Source organism: Hominimerdicola alba, from assembly GCF_900112155.1.
GTDB classification, from domain to species: domain Bacteria; phylum Bacillota; class Clostridia; order Oscillospirales; family Ruminococcaceae; genus Hominimerdicola; species Hominimerdicola alba_D.
This window is the reverse complement of the sequence record NZ_FOKQ01000030.1, coordinates 1-16,450: the sequence shown is the minus strand read 5'-3', so window position 1 is coordinate 16,450 and position 16,450 is coordinate 1. Positions and strand designations below refer to the sequence as shown.

The window sequence follows — 16,450 nt, the reverse complement described above, 5'->3', positions numbered from 1 at the left end:
GTTCGTGGGAGGTCTGCTATGTGGTGGTATAAAAACGTTACAAGAGCCGAATTTGAGGCGGTCAAAGACAAGGTCGAGAAAATAATGCTTAGCATGGGCGCCGAGATATCTGATATCGAACTTCCCTGCGGGCAAAAGACCACCAGCTATTCGGGCAATCTTGAAGAAGCACACATTTCAAATAGACCTGTATTAACCTATAACGGCGAATACTATTGCGTTGACGAAGTACTTTTCAGGGACAAACCCTTTATTGTGATAGCATTTGGCACCAAAGACGATCTGATGAAAAACACCATGGAAGATGCCGAGCCTTTTCCCTATGATCTTCCCGATGACGAATTAACCAAAGAAGTATCATATTCTCTGGGCATATTGCCATACCCCGAAGTGTAGATACTATTCTCCCCCGCTGTGGCAGCTTCATGCGAAAAAAAGTCAAGTTATGCAAAACTAACCTATTGAAAAATATCGCTATCCGTGTTATAATTATCCAAAGGAATTTTTTCTGAAAGGAAGTTTGGAAATGAACATCGGAGATAAATTGTTATACCTCAGGAATCGCAGCGGCTGCTCGCAGGAGACACTTGCCGATGCCCTTGATGTCAGCAGACAGACAGTTTCCAAGTGGGAACTGGGACAGTCCCTGCCCGACGCTGAAAAGATCGTAGCTATCAGCAATTATTTCAGCGTTACCACTGATTTTCTGCTGCGCGACACTTCTCCCGTAAAGATCGAGAAGAACCTTGACCGTATCGTTATCGAGTTTGCAAATTCCGCTGCCGATCTCGACCAGATATCCCGCGCACTTGTTGATATCGCCCGCGACGGCATCATCGATGAGGAGGAGCGTATCCGCCTGTTTGAGATGGTCAAGACCGTAGATAATATTATCCCCGCTATCAGCGAGATAAAAACTCTGCTGAATATGTAATATGCGGTAAATAGGCATTTTATGGCACTTCTGCTGTTTGGCAGAGGTGCTTTTTCTGTGTCCGTGCAAAAAATTCGCTAACCACGCCCTGCTAGTGATGTGCAAAATGCCGAAATTATATTTTTAGAACAAACGTTCTTGACAAGAACATTTGTTTGAGCTATAATATAGTCACAGCCAAATAAAAAATATCCGCAGACGCTGACACCACTAGCCGTACCGCCCCATCGGCAGGCAAGATCAGCTGACGCGCGAACACAGGAGGAGAAAATGGAAAGAAACACATCAAACAAAGATGTCCTTGATTCGCTGGACATATATTCATACATAGCCGAACTTTTAGCTATCCCTCTGGGAGGACCCGCAAAGCTGAACGGCGAGACCCGAAGCAGTCTTGCCAGCGTGCGTGCCAAAGAGTTTTCACAGTACAGAACACTTTGCAAGAACGAAGCCTGCACCCGAAGACGGCTTACGGAACTGCTTGCAAAGGCTGACCGCGCAGAGAAAAACAATTCTCCCCAGCTGCCGCTGCTGCGTGCCGAGATACGCAGCGAGACACTTGAACTCGCCGACCTGACCCTCCGCCGCAGACGTCTTGAAGACAGGCGCGACCATCTGGAGGGGCTGGCAAAAATGGTGGTGCAGTACCGCTATTTCGATAAGCCCGACTGCCGCGTACCCAGCTGGGGTGAGACTGCCTCACAGCTGGGCATAGCCCTCAGCGGCGAAGAACTGCGCAGATATGTGTGCGGGCAGTTCAGCGCTCTGAAATAAAAAAATCACCGGAGGAAACCGTTCTTTCAATAGATCTCCTCCGGCATTTATCGCAAACATTATATTCAAATTCAAATCAAGCCAAAGTTTCAAGAGAATACTTGGCGCTGTACTCGTTGAGCTTCTTCTCGTAGGTCTCGGGACCATGCTTGTGGAGCTCGTCGAGGTACTCGTGCTTTTTGAGAGTTTCATACTGCTTCTTGGTAGAGATAAGATATATCGCTATATTCGAGCAGTGATCGGAAATTCTCTCCACGTTGGTGAGAATATCCAGGAAATGTATGCCGACCTCGATAGGGCACTGACCGTTCTTTGAGCGATCGATATGCACAGCTTTAAGCTCCTCAACAAGGCGGTCAACAACCTCTTCGAGAGGTTCTATCTCTGTCAGGATATTCATCTCCATAGTCTTTGTAGCTTCTATCGCAAGACCGATTATCTCAGCAATAGCGCCATGGACTACCATGAGCTCCTTGTTGGCTCTTTCAGAGAAATGAGCTTCTTCCTCATAAAGCACATTTGCTGTTTCACTGAGGTTCACCGAGTAGTCACCGATACGCTCAAACTCACTTATAAGATGGAACAGCGTTGTCACCATACGTCCCTCGTCTTCGTTCAGCTTACAGTCGTTGAGCTTGATAAGGTACTGACCAACGCGGTCTTCCAGCCTGTCCAGAAGCTCCTCGCGCTCGTTGATCTTCTCTATCTCCCTGCTGTCGTACTTATCGAACATCATGCAGGCAGCCTCAAAGTTCTTGCGGGCATATATACCCATCTGAACAACAGCTTCCCTTGTCTGTGCGATAGCAACGTTTGGGGTAACAAGGAATCTCTCATCAAGCAGATCTTCCTTGGAGAATACGTCCTCTTCCTCGTCGGGCTTATCGGGCACCGTGATGCACGCCAGTTTTTCAAGCACACCGGCAAAGGGTATGAATATCGCCGTTACTATAACGTTGAATATAGTATGGAAGTTCGCGATGTCACCTTGTGTAAATTCCTTGTCCCAGAAGCTCCAGCCAACAGTTGCCTGGACTGTGTATATAACTATCAGGAACAGTATGGTACCTATAAGGTTGAAATAGAAGTGCAGCAGTGCCGCTCTCTTTGCGTTCTTTGAAGATTTCAGCGACGACAGCAGAGGTGTCGCACAGGTACCGATGTTGGTACCCATGATTATGGGGAATGCCGATGCGAACAGTACAGCACCGCCTGAACCGCTGGATATTGTCTGGAGTATGATGACAGCAGCAGCCGATGACTGGGTGCATATAGTAACTACTATACCTACCAGTATTCCGAGTACAGGATTCTGCAGGAGCCCGAACAGGCTGCGTACTGCTTCAGAGCCCTTGAGGATCGGCTCCAGATTGCTTTTCATGGTGTTTATACCCGCAAAGAGTATCGATACACCTATGAGTATCTCGCCGATGGTCTTGTACTTGTTCTTTTTGGCTATCATTATGAACAGTATTCCTGATATTGCCAGTACTGCCGACACTGTAGTGGAGAAGTTGTTTGAATCCCCGCTGCCGCCTGCAAGTCTGGTTATCTGGGCAGTCATCGTAGTACCTATGTTGGCGCCCATGATTATGCCCACAGCGCCGCGGAGTTTCAGAAGTCCTGCGTTAACAAGACCTATGACTATTACTGTTGTTGCCGTCGATGACTGTACCGCAGCAGTTACGATAGCTCCGAACAGTACACTTGTAAATATATTTCCCGATACCTTTGCCAGCACCTTCTCCATAAAACCGCCTGCGGTCTTTTCCAGTCCCGTGCTCAGCGTTTTCATTCCGTAAATGAACATCGCAAGTCCGCCCACGGCGGCAAGTATCCTAAAAAAGTTCGTCATTATTTTAACTCCTTTACTTTCCTTGACAGCCCCCCGGCTGCCCATCTCTAAAACCTATTATACTCGTACACATAAATTATAACTTAAAAAAGCCTGATTGTCAATTAATCACACAGCAGAATGGCTTTAGGATAACAATGTTGATTATTAGGGAAAATGTACAATTGGTATGCCTTCAGAGCGTGAAAAAACTTTCAAAAAGTCCTTGAAAAAGATTGAAAAGTGTTGTATAATAAAAATGGATACCTGTACTATATATGTATAGGCGAGGAGAGTGTACGAGTTTCTATTTGAGTAGGAGGATAGTTTCTTTTTTATGGAGAACAGAAAAGAAGACCTTGCCAGAATGATCGCAAGAAATATGTCCATGACCGAGAATTTCGGCGATGAGCCCGAACCTGCAAGGGGTGTGACAGATTTCGGCGAGGACGCTTTTGACACTGTTTATGCCCGGTCGGGAAGAGATAGAAGACCGCAGAAAGCTTATGCCGGAAGTTCATCGGGCAGCAGGAGAAGTACCGCATCAAGACAGCACAGCAGCACTGCATCAAGATCAGGCAGCGGTGCAAAGAGAACGTCGGGCGGCAGCGCCAATACCAAAAATACCTCTGGCAGCAGGAGCACAAAAAACACAGCCAAGGCAGCTGCTGTGAAAAAGCCCGCTGTAACTATCAAAAAGAAGAAAAAGAAGCCAATGACCGCCACTAGAGCAGCACTGATATGCTCATGCATACTGCTGACAGGTCTTATGGCAGGCGGCGGATTTCTTATAATCGGCAATAAGATGTACGAGGACTCTTTCCTCGATAACACTTACATCAGCGGCGTTGATGTGGGCGGAATGGACAGACGCGAGGCTCTGGCTGAGGTAAAGAAAAAAGCCGCTATCCCCGATGTGCTGATGCTGACCAAGAGGGACGGTTCCCAGATATCCATACCACTTGCGGATATTGGCTATAAGGACAATACCGAAGAGATGGTAAACAAGTACTACAACGGTCAGGATCACGGAAAATGGCTCAGCGCCATGTTCGATAAGGAAGAATATTCCATAAAGAATTCTTTCCATTATGACAAGAAAAAGCTTGAAAACATCCTTGCTCACAAGCTGATTAAGAACCAGAAAGCCAAGGCTCCCCAGGACGCTTATATAAGGCGCAACGACAGCGGAACCTTTGAGGTGGTTGGCGAGGATGACGGCGATACCATCGATACAAACAAGATACAGCTCCTCTTCGATTATGTCGAGAGCGAACTGGACGAGCTGAACTTCGATATCGCTATAGGCTCCGTGGACTGCTACAAAAAAGCTGTTGTCCATTCGGACGAACTTTACGCGCAGTGCAAGAAACTCAACAATCTGCACAATATCGAGATCGTCATAGATTTCCAGCTCGGCACCGAGAAGATAGACGGCGCTACGATAATGAAGTGGGTGGGCTACGACGAGGAAGCTCCCGTAAATTCGCTGGAAGTTGACCGCGAAAAGGTAGAGCAGTATGTCAGCCTGCTGGCAAGCAGATATGATACCTACGGCAAGGACAGAGAGTTCGTTTCTACCAGCAGAGGTCCGATCACCGTGCCCCAGGGCGAAGGCTGCTACGGCTGGTGGCTGGATCAGGATGCTATGACCGATCACATAATCGAATGTATCGAAAACTGCGAATCCACCAGAACAGACGCTATATACTATGTCAACCCGGACTCTACCTATAGCTACACCTGCAACCCCGACTGGCTCACCGACAAGACCGATTACGGCGATACCTATTTCGATGTTGACCTCAAAATGCAGCATATGTGGTACTACGAGAACGGCGAGATGAAGATGGAGAGCGATATCGTATCGGGTTACCCCAGCGAATCGAGAAATACTCCCGCAGGCGTGTACAAGCTCTGGCTGAAAGAGCGCGGCAAGACACTGGTTGGCAGCTCCGACGGGCAGTCCTACGCTTCCTACGTTGAATTCTGGAACTATTTCAGCACCATAGGCATCGGCTTCCATGATGCTTCCTGGCAGGGCGGCGTATTCGGCGGCGAAAAGTACCAGTCACCCACATGGGGCAGCCACGGCTGCGTTAACCTGCCATACGACGCAGCACAGTACATATACGAAAATGCTCCGTTAGATACGCCTGTATTTCTGTACTGGTAAAGAGCAGTAAGTTACAGAACGACAAGTTTGCTGTAAAACCGACGGGGCGTTCTCCGTCGGTTTTTTCGGAGGATGATATGGAAGGTATATATCTTGAAATACTGCATGATGACGACAGAGAAAAGTTCATCAAGGATAATCAGGAAGCTTTCAATTACGGGGCGCTTGAAGAATTCGGACTGCGGGATGACCATTTTGAGGAAGAAGGCGAGATAATCTCCGCAAAAACTATCGAAGTCTGTATCGACAAAGGTGAAGCTTTACGCATAATGCAAGACGGGAAGATCGTCGGCGGCATGGTAGTGAACATCAAAGACGACAAAGGCGTGCTTGAACTGCTTTTCGTATCACCCACAGAACACGGCAAGGGTATAGGCTATGCAGCGTGGTGCGAAGCAGAGCGAAGATATCCGCAGGTAAAGGTCTGGGAGACTTTCACACCTTATTTTGAGAAGAGAAATATCCATTTTTACGTGAACCGCTGCGGATTCAGTATAGTCGAGTTTTTCAACAAGATCCACCCCGAACGGCATGAGGACAGCAGTGAACAGTCCACAGAAGAAATGTTTCGTTTTGAAAAGAGAATGGACGGTGACAAGATATGAACATAAAAATACTACTGATACCCCTGCTTGCAGCGGTGCTGTGTCTGGCTGCCTGCGACAGTAAGGGCAAAAATAATAAGAAAAAGCCGGACAATAAAGGCGGAAACATCTCCGTGACCGATACCGAAGACAGCATCGTCGAGGAAGAGGATACCACCGGTATACTGATGGATTACGATGAAACCAAACCCTCAGTGATAAAGGGACTGATACTGGAGTCCAAGTCAACATGGAGAAATACCCCCATGATAGACGAAATGGCTGAAGAGGGCTTCACCAAGACCGTACCGATAAAAAACTTCGAGCTTGACGAGGTATTTGAAATGTACATCGATACCGATGTGGACGATGGCTGGAACATTTACATCTGCAAGCACGACAATGTGGACGATTTCACCGCCCTTACCGAAGACAAGCTGAAAGAACTTGCCGACACCGAAGGCTTTGCCAACGACTACGGCTTCAAGCCCAACAGGGAAAATTACGGCGACCTCGGCGGTATGTGCGTAAATTCCGACGAATCCACAGAGGGGCTGTACGATATGTTCTTTGTCCGTCAGGGCGAGATAGACAGCTATATCCAGCTTGAAATAACAAAGCCGTCCAGCGCTGAATAAAGGGCGGCAGAAAAGAGGACCATATGAAAAAGATACTTGTGATACACGGACCGAACCTCAATCTTCTTGGAGAAAGAGAACCGGGTGTTTACGGCACCGACACTTTCGAGTCCATAAACGACGAGATAGTTGCCCACGCACTGGATCTCGGTATGCACTGCGAGGTCTATCAGTCGAACCACGAGGGTGAGATAATCGACGAACTGCACCTTGCAAGAAAGAAGTTCGACGGTGTAGTACTGAATGCAGGCGCTTACACCCATTACAGCTACGCCATCCGTGATGCTATCGCAGCAATAAAGATACCTGTTGTTGAGGTACATCTGAGCAATATCCATGCAAGGGACGAGTTCCGCGAGAAGTCAGTGATAGCCCCCGTATGTGCAGGTCAGATAAGCGGTTTCGGCAAGTATTCCTATCTTATGGCAGTAGATGCTCTAAATTACAGATGGACGGAGGTCGAAGCTGTTGACAAGGCTTGAACGCTTGCAGTCAAGGATAGCTGAGGTAGGCGGCTGCGGCATCATCACCGATGAAGTCAACAGACGTTACTTCACGCAGATGAAGTCCAGCGCTGGTACCGTGCTGGTATTCCCCGAGGAAAGCTATCTGATAATCGATTCAAGGTACATCGAAAAAGCACGCGCCACCGCAGTTGGCTGCACGGTGATACTTGAAGGCAGAGGCGAAGAAAGATTCGCCCAGATGAACGAACTTATCAAAAAACACGGTGCTAAAGAGATAGCCATCGACAGCCAGACCTGCACGGTCAGTCAGCTGGCGCATTACCGCAGCAAGCTTGAAGCTGAAATACCTGCAGACGGACGTTTTGGGAAGCTGATACGTCAGACACGCATGGTGAAATCTCCCGAAGAGACCGAAAAGATGATCGCCGCACAGCGCATAGCCGAGCAGGGCTTCGAGTTCATGCTGGGCTACATAAAAGAGGGTCTGACAGAGAAAGAGATGCAGCTGAAACTGGATTATTTCATGCTTTCCCACGGTGCTGAGGCGCTGAGTTTCGACACCATAGTTCTCAGCGGTCCCAATACCTCAATGCCCCACGGCGTGCCCTCCGACAGGCGGGTACAGAAAGGCGAATTCGTGCTGATGGACTTCGGTGCAGTAGTGGACGGCTATCACAGCGATATGACGAGAACTGTATGCGTTGGTGAACCTACCGACAAAATGCGCGAGGTATATGACATCGTGCTGAAAGCTCAGCTGGCGGGCATTGACGCTCTTAAAGCTGATATCTCAGGCAGGGATTTCGATGCCGCCGCAAGGGATATCATCAATGCCGCAGGCTACGGCGACAAATTTGGACATTCTCTCGGCCACGGCGTGGGTATGGAGATACACGAAGAGCCCTACGGTTCCCCTGTTTCCACCGCTCTTATCCCCGAGAATTCCGTTATAACCATCGAGCCCGGTATCTATCTCGAAGGCGAGTTCGGTGTAAGGATAGAGGATTTCGCCATCGTCAGGGCAAACGGCTGTGAGAATATGACTCTTGCACCCAAGGAGCTTATCTGTCTGTAATATACTATTATAATATAAGAAGCAGAGGGTATTCGCCCTCTGCTTTTTTTGCGCACAAAAAAATCCCCCGAGCCGAAGCCGAGGGAACAAGCGGATTACGAGACTCGAACTCGCCACATCCACCTTGGGAAGGTGGCGCTCTACCGGATGAGCTAAATCCGCATATGAAAAATGCCGATATAAAATCGGCATTCAGTGGAGCGGGTCACTTGAGTTAAACAAGTTTCTCCTCTCAGGAAGAAAGGTATTCTAGCGTTGAAATAAACCCGCATTTATCAATTTATCCCGATACTTATGTATCGGGATAAAGAAGAGCGGATTACGAGGCTCGAACTCGCTACCTCCACCTTGGCAAGGTGGCGCTCTACCAGATGAGCTAAATCCGCAAAATGGTGCTTCCGAGTGGAATTGAACCACCGACACGGGGATTTTCAGTCCCCTGCTCTACCGACTGAGCTACAGAAGCATATAAGCGACCCGGATGAGACTCGAACTCACGACCTCCGCCGTGACAGGGCGGCGTTCTAACCAACTGAACTACCGGGCCGTGTCAGAAAAGTCGTGTGCAGAAGTTTCTGCACACTTCTGACCGATGGGGACTACAGGGCTCGAACCTGTGACCCTCTGCTTGTAAGGCAGATGCTCTCCCAGCTGAGCTAAACCCCCATATTCTTACCTGTGAAGTTCGTTTCGTTTTCGTTTCGTCCCTCACAACAGTATCTATTATACACCATTGACCCCCATTTGTCAAGAGGTTTTTCAAACTTTTTTTGAGTTTTTTTCACTTTGTAAAATTAGCCCTGCTTGATTTAAAATTCTTGAAAACTATTGCAGATATTAAACAAATCAGAGAGTATATTTCATCGAACTACCCCTTTAAAAACGCGCAAAAAGGGCGGAGAATTAATTTTCTCCGCCCATAGTCACAGTAAACAACATTGAACTTTCAGCTTTGCGAACTTCGCAAAAGCATATATCAAACTTTTCTCGTTTTCAAAGTACAATTTCTAATGTCTTTTACTATCTTATTTCAGACCCTTTGCTTTTGAAAGTGTGATACCGTTCTCACCCAGAGGTATCTTGTGGTCAAGTCCGACGAACTTGCCGCTCTCCTGCCAGAGCACTTCCTTTACAAACTCGTACTTCTCTTCGTCCCATGTGGTGAAGTCGTCCAGGACAAGTCCGCCTGTGTCGCCCGAATTTGCATTGAAGCACCAGAAGGTATGGTTCAGGTGGTTCTCCTTTATCAGCTGGCGCATATAAGTCATCCAGGTGATATTAGGCTCAGTCATGAAGCCGCCCCACTCGCCTATCAGCAGGGGTGCAGTCTTTTTATCATTGATGTACAGCCAGTTGTCCTGCCAGCAGTCCTTTTTCAGGCTCTTGAAATCGTAGTCGCCCTCGAACCAAGGCTGCTCATATACAGTTGGGCCGTAATCGTGGGGTGAGTATACCAGCTTGTCCTGATACTTTCCGAGGTCGATAGGATAATCCTTTACGCCGCGGAGATTTCCGCCCCACCAGTTGAAGTAGTAATCATCGTTGTCCTGCGACTTGTAGTCACCGTTCTTCTTGATATCCTTGGGGTATATCTCAATACCCTCTACCATTATAAGAACGTTGGGGTTCTTTGCGAGTACTTTCTTTGCAGCTGTTTCAGCAACGTACTTCCAGTTGTTGGCAGACTTGCTGTCATTCCATATAGCCGCCTGATCGCCCTCGGCAGGCTTGCCGTGAGGTTCGTTCTTCAGGTCGATGGCTATGATAGTATCATTGTCCTTGTAGCGGTCAGCCAGCCATTCCAGCGCTGCATAGTATTCCTTGGCGCTTACTCTGTCAGTGAACCACAGATTTGCATTGTGACCCGATGCATCGGTATTAGCCGAATGGATATCGGGCATTACCTTCATGCCGTTCTCTTCTGCCAGTTTAAGGAAATAATCGAATATCTGCAGAGAATTCATGGAGTTGAGTTCCTCGTTGTAGGCGTTGTTGTAGTTAGCCTGAGGATACTCCCCTGCCGCCCACTGGTTAAGCAGTTCAGCGGAGATAGGCACACGTATCAGGTTGAAGCCGTGATCTGCGATAGCCTTGACAGTAGGAGCTAATTCGCTGTTCCACAGACCGTCGAATGTATTTGTACCTGTGTTGTAGCCGAACCAGTTCACGCCTGTCAGCCATACCTGCTTGCCGTCAGCATCCAGTATCTTGTTGCCGTCGGTGTGCAGCCAGTCGTCACCCTGCTCGGCATCTTTCGAGCGCTTCAGCAGCTTCTTCACATCAACGTCTTTCTTCTCGTTGTTATTGTTATTATTGTTGTTATTGCTGTTATTATTGTTGTTCTGGCTCACCTTGCCCTTTTTAAGAGTGCAGGTAACACCGTTGAGCTTTGCTGACTTCACATTCAGCGAACTGCCTGTACCGATGTTGCAGCCTAGGGTAACAGAGCCGCCCTTTGCGATATCGCCGTTATAATCGGCATTCGTTATAGTAAGGGTATTGCCCTTGATGGTGAAAGTACCGTTCCAGCCGTCAACAGATTTCAGGTCAGCAACTTCAAGTTCAAGTGTCCAGCCGCTGACAGCATCATCGCTGTAATTGGCAATACCGATATCCAGACCGCTCATCTGCTTGCCGCTGTCCTCCCAGCCGTTGCTTGAAGACCAGCTGACTACATATCCTTCTTTTTTAACATCGTCCTCTTTCTCAGCTTCGGATTCTTCCTCCTCGCTTTCAGAGTCCTCCTCTTCTTCCTCGGAGTCTTCCTCTTCTTCCTCTTCTTCCGCTTCGCTGTCATCAACCACAGAAGAAACAGATTCCGACTTTTTCTTCGGCGAAGATTTCTTCCATGAATCATCGTCTTTGCCGCGATTCGTTACGACCAGCGCGATTATCAGTCCGATAATGACCACGCTCATAGCAACAAAGCACGCGATGACCTTTTTTGAGATACCTCGGTTCATTAACATTCTCCTTACATAAAAATATTACACCATATCCCTTCGGCATAAAATGCCCTAACGTATTGATTATATCACATTTGATTTTGATTGTAAAGATGTCCGGATAAACATTCTGCCATAATATGGAAGACTTTCGGTTACAAGGGTCAGCCCAAATATATACACATTATATATTATAAATATATTCAACCGAAGATTATGCCCGCAACTGTTGTATCAGCCGTATCAAACAGGATAAAATACACACAAATCCATATAAATTACCCCGATTTATAAACAAGCCTACAAAATTAAATATGTAATAAAAAATACATTGAAATCCACCTTTTATAGTAGTATAATGTAAAAGCTGTGCCGATTTCGGCATAAATTATTTATGGAGATGAAATGATTTGGAGCAGGTAGCAAAAAAGCCTACCGAAGTTAAGCTGAAGCCAAAGCTGTTTTCGGTAATGAAAAACTACTCAAAAGCACAGTTCGTTAAGGATCTGGTCGCAGGTGTTATCGTGGCGATAATCGCTCTGCCGCTTTCCATCGCGCTGGCACTGGCATCCGGTGTCGGTCCCGAACAGGGTCTGTATACCGCTATCGTGGCAGGATTCATAGTATCCTTCCTCGGAGGAAGCCGTGTACAGATAGCAGGTCCTACCGCGGCATTTGCAACCATCGTGGCAGGCATAGTCGCCAAGGACGGTATGTCGGGACTTATGATATCCGCTATTATGGCAGGCATCATAATGATAGTCATGGGTCTTTGCAGATTCGGCAGTCTTATAAAGTATATCCCCGGAACTATCACCGCGGGCTTTACCTTTGGTATCGCCGTGACCATCGTTATCGGTCAGGTAAAGGACTTCATGGGACTGACTTTTTCAAGCTCACCTATCGAGACCACCGACAAGCTGCTTGAGATCGGCAGAAGCATCACAACCATTAACTGGCAGGCGCTGGTTATCGGTCTGATATCTCTGGCTGTGCTGATATTCTGGCCTAAAAAGCTGGATAAGATCCCTGCTTCACTGATAGCTGTACTGCTTTGCTCGGCGATAGTAGAGCTCAGCGGAATAAAGGTAAACACCATAGGCGACCTGTACACCATATCTTCTGATCTGCCAAAGGTGACTATCCCCGATGTAAGCTTCGCCACCATAAAGGCTATGGTGCCCAACGCATTCACCATCGCTCTGCTGGCCGCTGTTGAATCTCTGCTTTCCTGCGTTGTTGCTGATGGTATGATAGGTTCAAAGCACCGTTCCAACATGGAGCTCATCGCACAGGGTGCCGCTAATATCGGCTCTGCTGTTTTCGGCGGAATCCCCGCAACAGGCGCTATCGCAAGAACAGCCGCAAACGTAAAGAACGGCGGCAGAACTCCTATCGCAGGTATGGTACACTCGGTGGTACTGCTTGGCATACTTGTTCTGCTGATGCCCTATGCATCACTGATACCCATGCCAACCATCGCGGCTATACTCTTTATAGTAGCTTATAATATGTGTGGCTGGAAGAATATCCGCGACATGATAAAGACCGCTCCCAAGAGCGATATCGCTGTACTGATACTCACCATAGTGCTGACCGTCGTATTCGACCTTGTTGTAGCCATCGGTGTCGGCATGGTGGCCGCATCTATGCTCTTCATGAAACGTATGGCAGACGTTACCGAAGCTCACGCATGGATAGATTTTGATGACGAGGACACAGACCCCGACAATATCCTGCTGAAGCGTATCCCCGCGAATACCCGCGTATTCGAGATAAACGGACCCATGTTCTTTGCGGCAGCCGACAAGTTCGGCTACATGATGGACGACAAGGATATCGACGTTCTCGTTATCAGAATGAGAAACGTTCCCGCAATAGACGCATCGGGCGTTGCATCGCTCTCCGACGTTGTAAACCGCTGTGCAAAGCACAATGTCAGCGTAGTATTCTCCCACGCTAACGAACAGCCCATGCACGCCATGGAAAAGGCTGGTCTGGTGGATATGCTGGGCAAAGAGAATTTCTGCGATCACATAGATACTGCACTTCTTCGTGCCGAAGCTATTGAAAACAGCCTCAGAAATGCCTCTGTAAAGGCAGAATCCGAGCCTGTCAACGACTGATAAGGTCATAATAAATTTCCATATATATTTACTAAGGCGGGGAACATTCTGTTCTCCGCTTTTGTGCTATAAGCGGCATTTTGCGCATTTCCAGAAATTATCAGAAAATTTGGTCGAAATATTCATATTATATCTTTATACTGGTGAAGTGATATTTTAAAAGGGGGCATTTTATGGGAGCGGGAACAGTTATATTAAAACAGATAGTCATTATGTTCATAATACTCCTCATCGGACTTGGGTGCAGTCTGAAAGGGCTTATAACCAAGGAGGGCAACAAGCAGCTTTCAAAGGTGGCGCTGTACATCGTCAACCCTCTGCTGATATTCATGTCCTACCAGAGCGAGTACAGCAGCCGTTTGCTGAAAGGTCTGCTGTGGTCATTCCTGCTGTCGGGGATATCCTTTGGCGTGATGATAGCGCTTTCAACCCTGATAATAAGCAAAAAGCGCCCCGAACATTCTCTGGAGCGCTTCTCGGCTGTATATTCAAACTGCGGATTCATCGGCATACCGCTGATAAGGGGCATTTACGGCGATGAGGGTGTGCTTTACCTCACGGCTTACATCACGCTTTTCAACATCCTCGTGTGGACACACGGCTACATGACCATGAAAGAGAGCCGCGATTTCAAATCATTCATCAAGGCGGCGACTTCACCCTCTGTTATAGCGGTATTCGTGGGACTTATCTTCTACCTGGCGCAGATACATCTGCCAGAGATACTTCACACACCGCTGAAATACATCTCGGATATGAACACTCCCCTAGCCATGCTGATAGCAGGCTCGGCTGCGGCACAGACCAACGTGCTCAAAGCCCTGAAAAACAAGGGACTTTACATGGTGTGCGCCTACAAACTGCTTCTTCTGCCGATCATCGCATTTGCACTGGTGCATTTCCTGCCTGCGCCCCACATGGTAAAAATGGTTGTGCTGATAGCATCCGCCTGCCCCGTAGCCACAACAGGCACCATGTTTGCCATACAGTTCGATAAAAACCCCGAACGCTGTTCCGAATTCTTCGCAGTGACCACTCTCCTGAGCGGTGTGACACTTCCGCTGGTAACTATGCTGGGGGAAATGTTCTAAAAATATGTGGTAACTGCCAAGTAAGAGAGCTTTTGGATCAAGCTTTTCGCGAAAGGCTTGCAGAAGCAAGAGCGTATGCAAAACTAATGCATACGCTCTTGCTTTGTACGTAAAATTATTGCCACACCGTCATGGGTGAAAACTCACAAACTATCAGATGCAACAAATATCCGACTATACCATCATATCCCGATCTAAATTTTGATGCGTATATTTTTTGAAAGCACAAGAGAGTGCCGTTCACTCATCTTACTTACTACGGTGAACGGAATCGCATTGCCAAGGATCCCAATAGATCATTTCAGCTTAAAATGAACAGGCATACCATTCTTCATGGCTATCTTCACTTCGCCCTGGATAAGAGGCAGGAAGTATTTTACAGCCTCGGGCATGATATCGTTGCGGGCGTGGTTCACCCACTTTTTCGGGAAGAATTTCTCTTTGTTTGCAACCTGCGAAGCATCTGCTGTTTCGATGGTTATAACGTAGGGAACGTCGCTGAGACGCTTGAAGTATACCATCTTGCCCGATTCGCCTGCAAGAGCACGCTTAACGCCCTCACTGCCGATGAGTTCGGCTTCGTCGATATCAGTCTTGGAGCAGATATGAGAAGAACATCTCTGCATAACGTTGAGCTCGATGGAGCGGACTTTACAGCCTATCCTGTCCTTTACCAGCTGTTCAAGGGTCTTGCCGATGCCCGAAAGGTACTCATGACCGAAGTTATCCACCACGATATCCTTCCTGTTCTCCTCGGGTATGCGCACACCCTCGGATACAGCCACGATGACAGCCTTGTGCTTAGCCTGCATTATGCGAACATCTTCAAGGAACTTGTCAGCGTCAAGGTCACATTCGGGGAGATATATCAGGTGGGGAGCTATCTCGTCGTTAGCCCTCAGCACACAGGTGGAAGCTGTGAGCCAGCCTGCGTGTCTGCCCATTATCTCGATGATGGTAACAGAATCCACGGAATAAACCGAGCTGTCGCGGATTATCTCCTGCACGGTAGCCGCCACGTATTTAGCCGCCGAGCCAAAGCCGGGAGTGTGGTCTGTCACAGGCAGGTCGTTATCGATGGTCTTCGGGATACCGATGACCCTGATATCGGAACCCACCGATTTCAGATATACCGAAAGCTTGTCCACCGTATCCATCGAATCGTTACCGCCAATGTAGAAAAACGCCTGGATACGGTGCTTTTCCAGATTAGTCTGTATCTTGCGGTAGACTTCATCATCAACGTCCGCAGCGGGAAGCTTGTATCTGCACGAACCGAGTACTGTGGAGGGAGTCTGTCTTAAAAGTTCCATATCCTCATTTGACCTTATCACCATTTTAAGGTCGATGAGCTCATCCTTGATCATGCCCTCGATACCGTTGATAGAGCCGAAAACAGCGTCTATCGCGGGAGTTTTCAGCGCTTCCTTGAATACCCCTACCAAGGACGCGTTGATAGCACAGGTCGGTCCGCCCGACTGAGCAACTGCAATATTCATTTGTATACCTCCTCAAAATATCTTGTAAAATCTCGTAAATACTCGCGAAATCTCAGTATTTCATAAAGTTATGTTCAAGAAATGAACCAAGTTATGGATGATCCAAAGCATTGAATGCCGGATTTAACGTTATCAGGGTATAGCAAACAAAACGTCTTGAGAGATCTGTTTTGACAGCCTTGATGCGACCCATATCCGTTACGGCAGCAAACCTCCTCTGTCCAACGGGATCATTCGTCACGTGAAGTCCCAACTTCCTTCGTTCTGCCTATCCATAACAGGGCGTCGGCGCAGCTCCATTGCGAGG

Annotated in this window: 13 protein-coding genes and 5 tRNA genes; 10 read left to right on the top strand and 8 right to left on the bottom strand. The window is 47.8% G+C overall.

All coding sequences use genetic code 11. The annotated features are described in order from the left end of the window. Window positions 1-18: 18 nt before the first annotated feature. The 3 genes from BM265_RS14600 to BM265_RS14590 all read left to right on the top strand — a co-directional run bounded on the left by BM265_RS14600 (window position 19) and on the right by BM265_RS14590 (window position 1,708). Window positions 19-396 carry a hypothetical protein gene (locus BM265_RS14600; RefSeq protein ID WP_074962690.1) on the top strand — a complete coding sequence of 126 codons (378 nt, stop codon included), beginning with the start codon at window positions 19-21 and terminating at the stop codon, window positions 394-396. A 130-nt stretch (window positions 397-526) separates the two neighbouring features. Beyond that, complete coding sequence (locus tag BM265_RS14595) at window positions 527-934, top strand: helix-turn-helix domain-containing protein (RefSeq protein ID WP_024857772.1); 408 nt, start codon at window positions 527-529, stop codon at window positions 932-934. Window positions 935-1,204: 270 nt separating this feature from the next. Further along, on the top strand, window positions 1,205-1,708 hold the full coding sequence (locus tag BM265_RS14590) for a hypothetical protein (protein WP_074962688.1): 504 nt from the start codon (window positions 1,205-1,207) through the stop codon (window positions 1,706-1,708). A gap of 76 nt (window positions 1,709-1,784) precedes the next feature. On the opposite strand, the gene BM265_RS14585 is transcribed toward BM265_RS14590, so the two are convergent. Next, on the bottom strand, window positions 1,785-3,563 hold the full coding sequence (locus BM265_RS14585; RefSeq protein ID WP_074962686.1) for a Na/Pi cotransporter family protein: 1,779 nt from the start codon (window positions 3,561-3,563) through the stop codon (window positions 1,785-1,787). Window positions 3,564-3,879: 316 nt separating this feature from the next. On the opposite strand from BM265_RS14585, the gene BM265_RS14580 reads away from it, so the two are divergent. The 5 genes from BM265_RS14580 (at window position 3,880) to BM265_RS14560 (ending at window position 8,482) form a co-directional block, all read left to right on the top strand. Then, complete coding sequence (locus tag BM265_RS14580; protein WP_074962684.1) at window positions 3,880-5,718, top strand: L,D-transpeptidase family protein; 1,839 nt, start codon at window positions 3,880-3,882, stop codon at window positions 5,716-5,718. 77 nt (window positions 5,719-5,795) lie between these two features. Beyond that, window positions 5,796-6,323 (top strand): GNAT family N-acetyltransferase, encoded by a 528-nt coding sequence (locus BM265_RS14575; protein ID WP_074962682.1) that lies wholly within the window; start codon window positions 5,796-5,798, stop codon window positions 6,321-6,323. After that, window positions 6,320-6,940, top strand: a complete 621-nt coding sequence (locus BM265_RS14570) for a hypothetical protein (protein ID WP_074962679.1) — start codon at window positions 6,320-6,322, stop codon at window positions 6,938-6,940. Before BM265_RS14575 ends, BM265_RS14570 begins: the two co-directional genes overlap by 4 nt. Window positions 6,941-6,963: 23 nt before the next feature. Then, window positions 6,964-7,422 carry a type II 3-dehydroquinate dehydratase gene (aroQ, locus tag BM265_RS14565; RefSeq protein WP_074962677.1) on the top strand — a complete coding sequence of 153 codons (459 nt, stop codon included), beginning with the start codon at window positions 6,964-6,966 and terminating at the stop codon, window positions 7,420-7,422. Continuing rightward, on the top strand, window positions 7,409-8,482 hold the full coding sequence (locus BM265_RS14560; protein ID WP_074962674.1) for an aminopeptidase P family protein: 1,074 nt from the start codon (window positions 7,409-7,411) through the stop codon (window positions 8,480-8,482). The genes aroQ and BM265_RS14560 overlap by 14 nt, the downstream gene beginning before the upstream one ends. Window positions 8,483-8,571: 89 nt before the next feature. Here BM265_RS14560 and BM265_RS14555 read toward each other — a convergent pair. The 6 genes from BM265_RS14555 to BM265_RS14530 all read right to left on the bottom strand — a co-directional run bounded on the left by BM265_RS14555 (window position 8,572) and on the right by BM265_RS14530 (window position 11,445). Beyond that, a tRNA-Gly gene (locus tag BM265_RS14555) sits at window positions 8,572-8,644 on the bottom strand. Window positions 8,645-8,795: 151 nt separating this feature from the next. Further along, window positions 8,796-8,868 (bottom strand) — tRNA-Gly (locus BM265_RS14550). A gap of 4 nt (window positions 8,869-8,872) precedes the next feature. Continuing rightward, a tRNA-Phe gene (locus BM265_RS14545) sits at window positions 8,873-8,948 on the bottom strand. 7 nt (window positions 8,949-8,955) lie between these two features. Further along, window positions 8,956-9,029: transfer RNA gene (locus tag BM265_RS14540), tRNA-Asp, on the bottom strand. Between the two features lie 46 nt (window positions 9,030-9,075). Next, window positions 9,076-9,148: transfer RNA gene (locus tag BM265_RS14535), tRNA-Val, on the bottom strand. Between the two features lie 359 nt (window positions 9,149-9,507). Then, window positions 9,508-11,445 (bottom strand): cellulase family glycosylhydrolase, encoded by a 1,938-nt coding sequence (locus tag BM265_RS14530; RefSeq protein ID WP_074962672.1) that lies wholly within the window; start codon window positions 11,443-11,445, stop codon window positions 9,508-9,510. A 452-nt stretch (window positions 11,446-11,897) separates the two neighbouring features. Here BM265_RS14530 and BM265_RS14525 point away from each other — a divergent pair, with 452 nt between their 5' ends. Together BM265_RS14525 and BM265_RS14520 are read left to right on the top strand one after the other, a co-directional pair. Then, window positions 11,898-13,553 carry a SulP family inorganic anion transporter gene (locus BM265_RS14525; RefSeq protein WP_074962726.1) on the top strand — a complete coding sequence of 552 codons (1,656 nt, stop codon included), beginning with the start codon at window positions 11,898-11,900 and terminating at the stop codon, window positions 13,551-13,553. Between the two features lie 173 nt (window positions 13,554-13,726). Then, the gene (locus BM265_RS14520) at window positions 13,727-14,644 is read left to right on the top strand and encodes an AEC family transporter (RefSeq protein WP_074962669.1); all 918 of its coding nucleotides are present in this window, start codon (window positions 13,727-13,729) and stop codon (window positions 14,642-14,644) included. 296 nt (window positions 14,645-14,940) lie between these two features. Here the strand turns inward: BM265_RS14520 and BM265_RS14515 are convergent, their stop codons facing one another. Next, window positions 14,941-16,143 (bottom strand): 6-phosphofructokinase, encoded by a 1,203-nt coding sequence (locus BM265_RS14515; protein WP_074962667.1) that lies wholly within the window; start codon window positions 16,141-16,143, stop codon window positions 14,941-14,943. Window positions 16,144-16,450 lie beyond the last annotated feature (307 nt).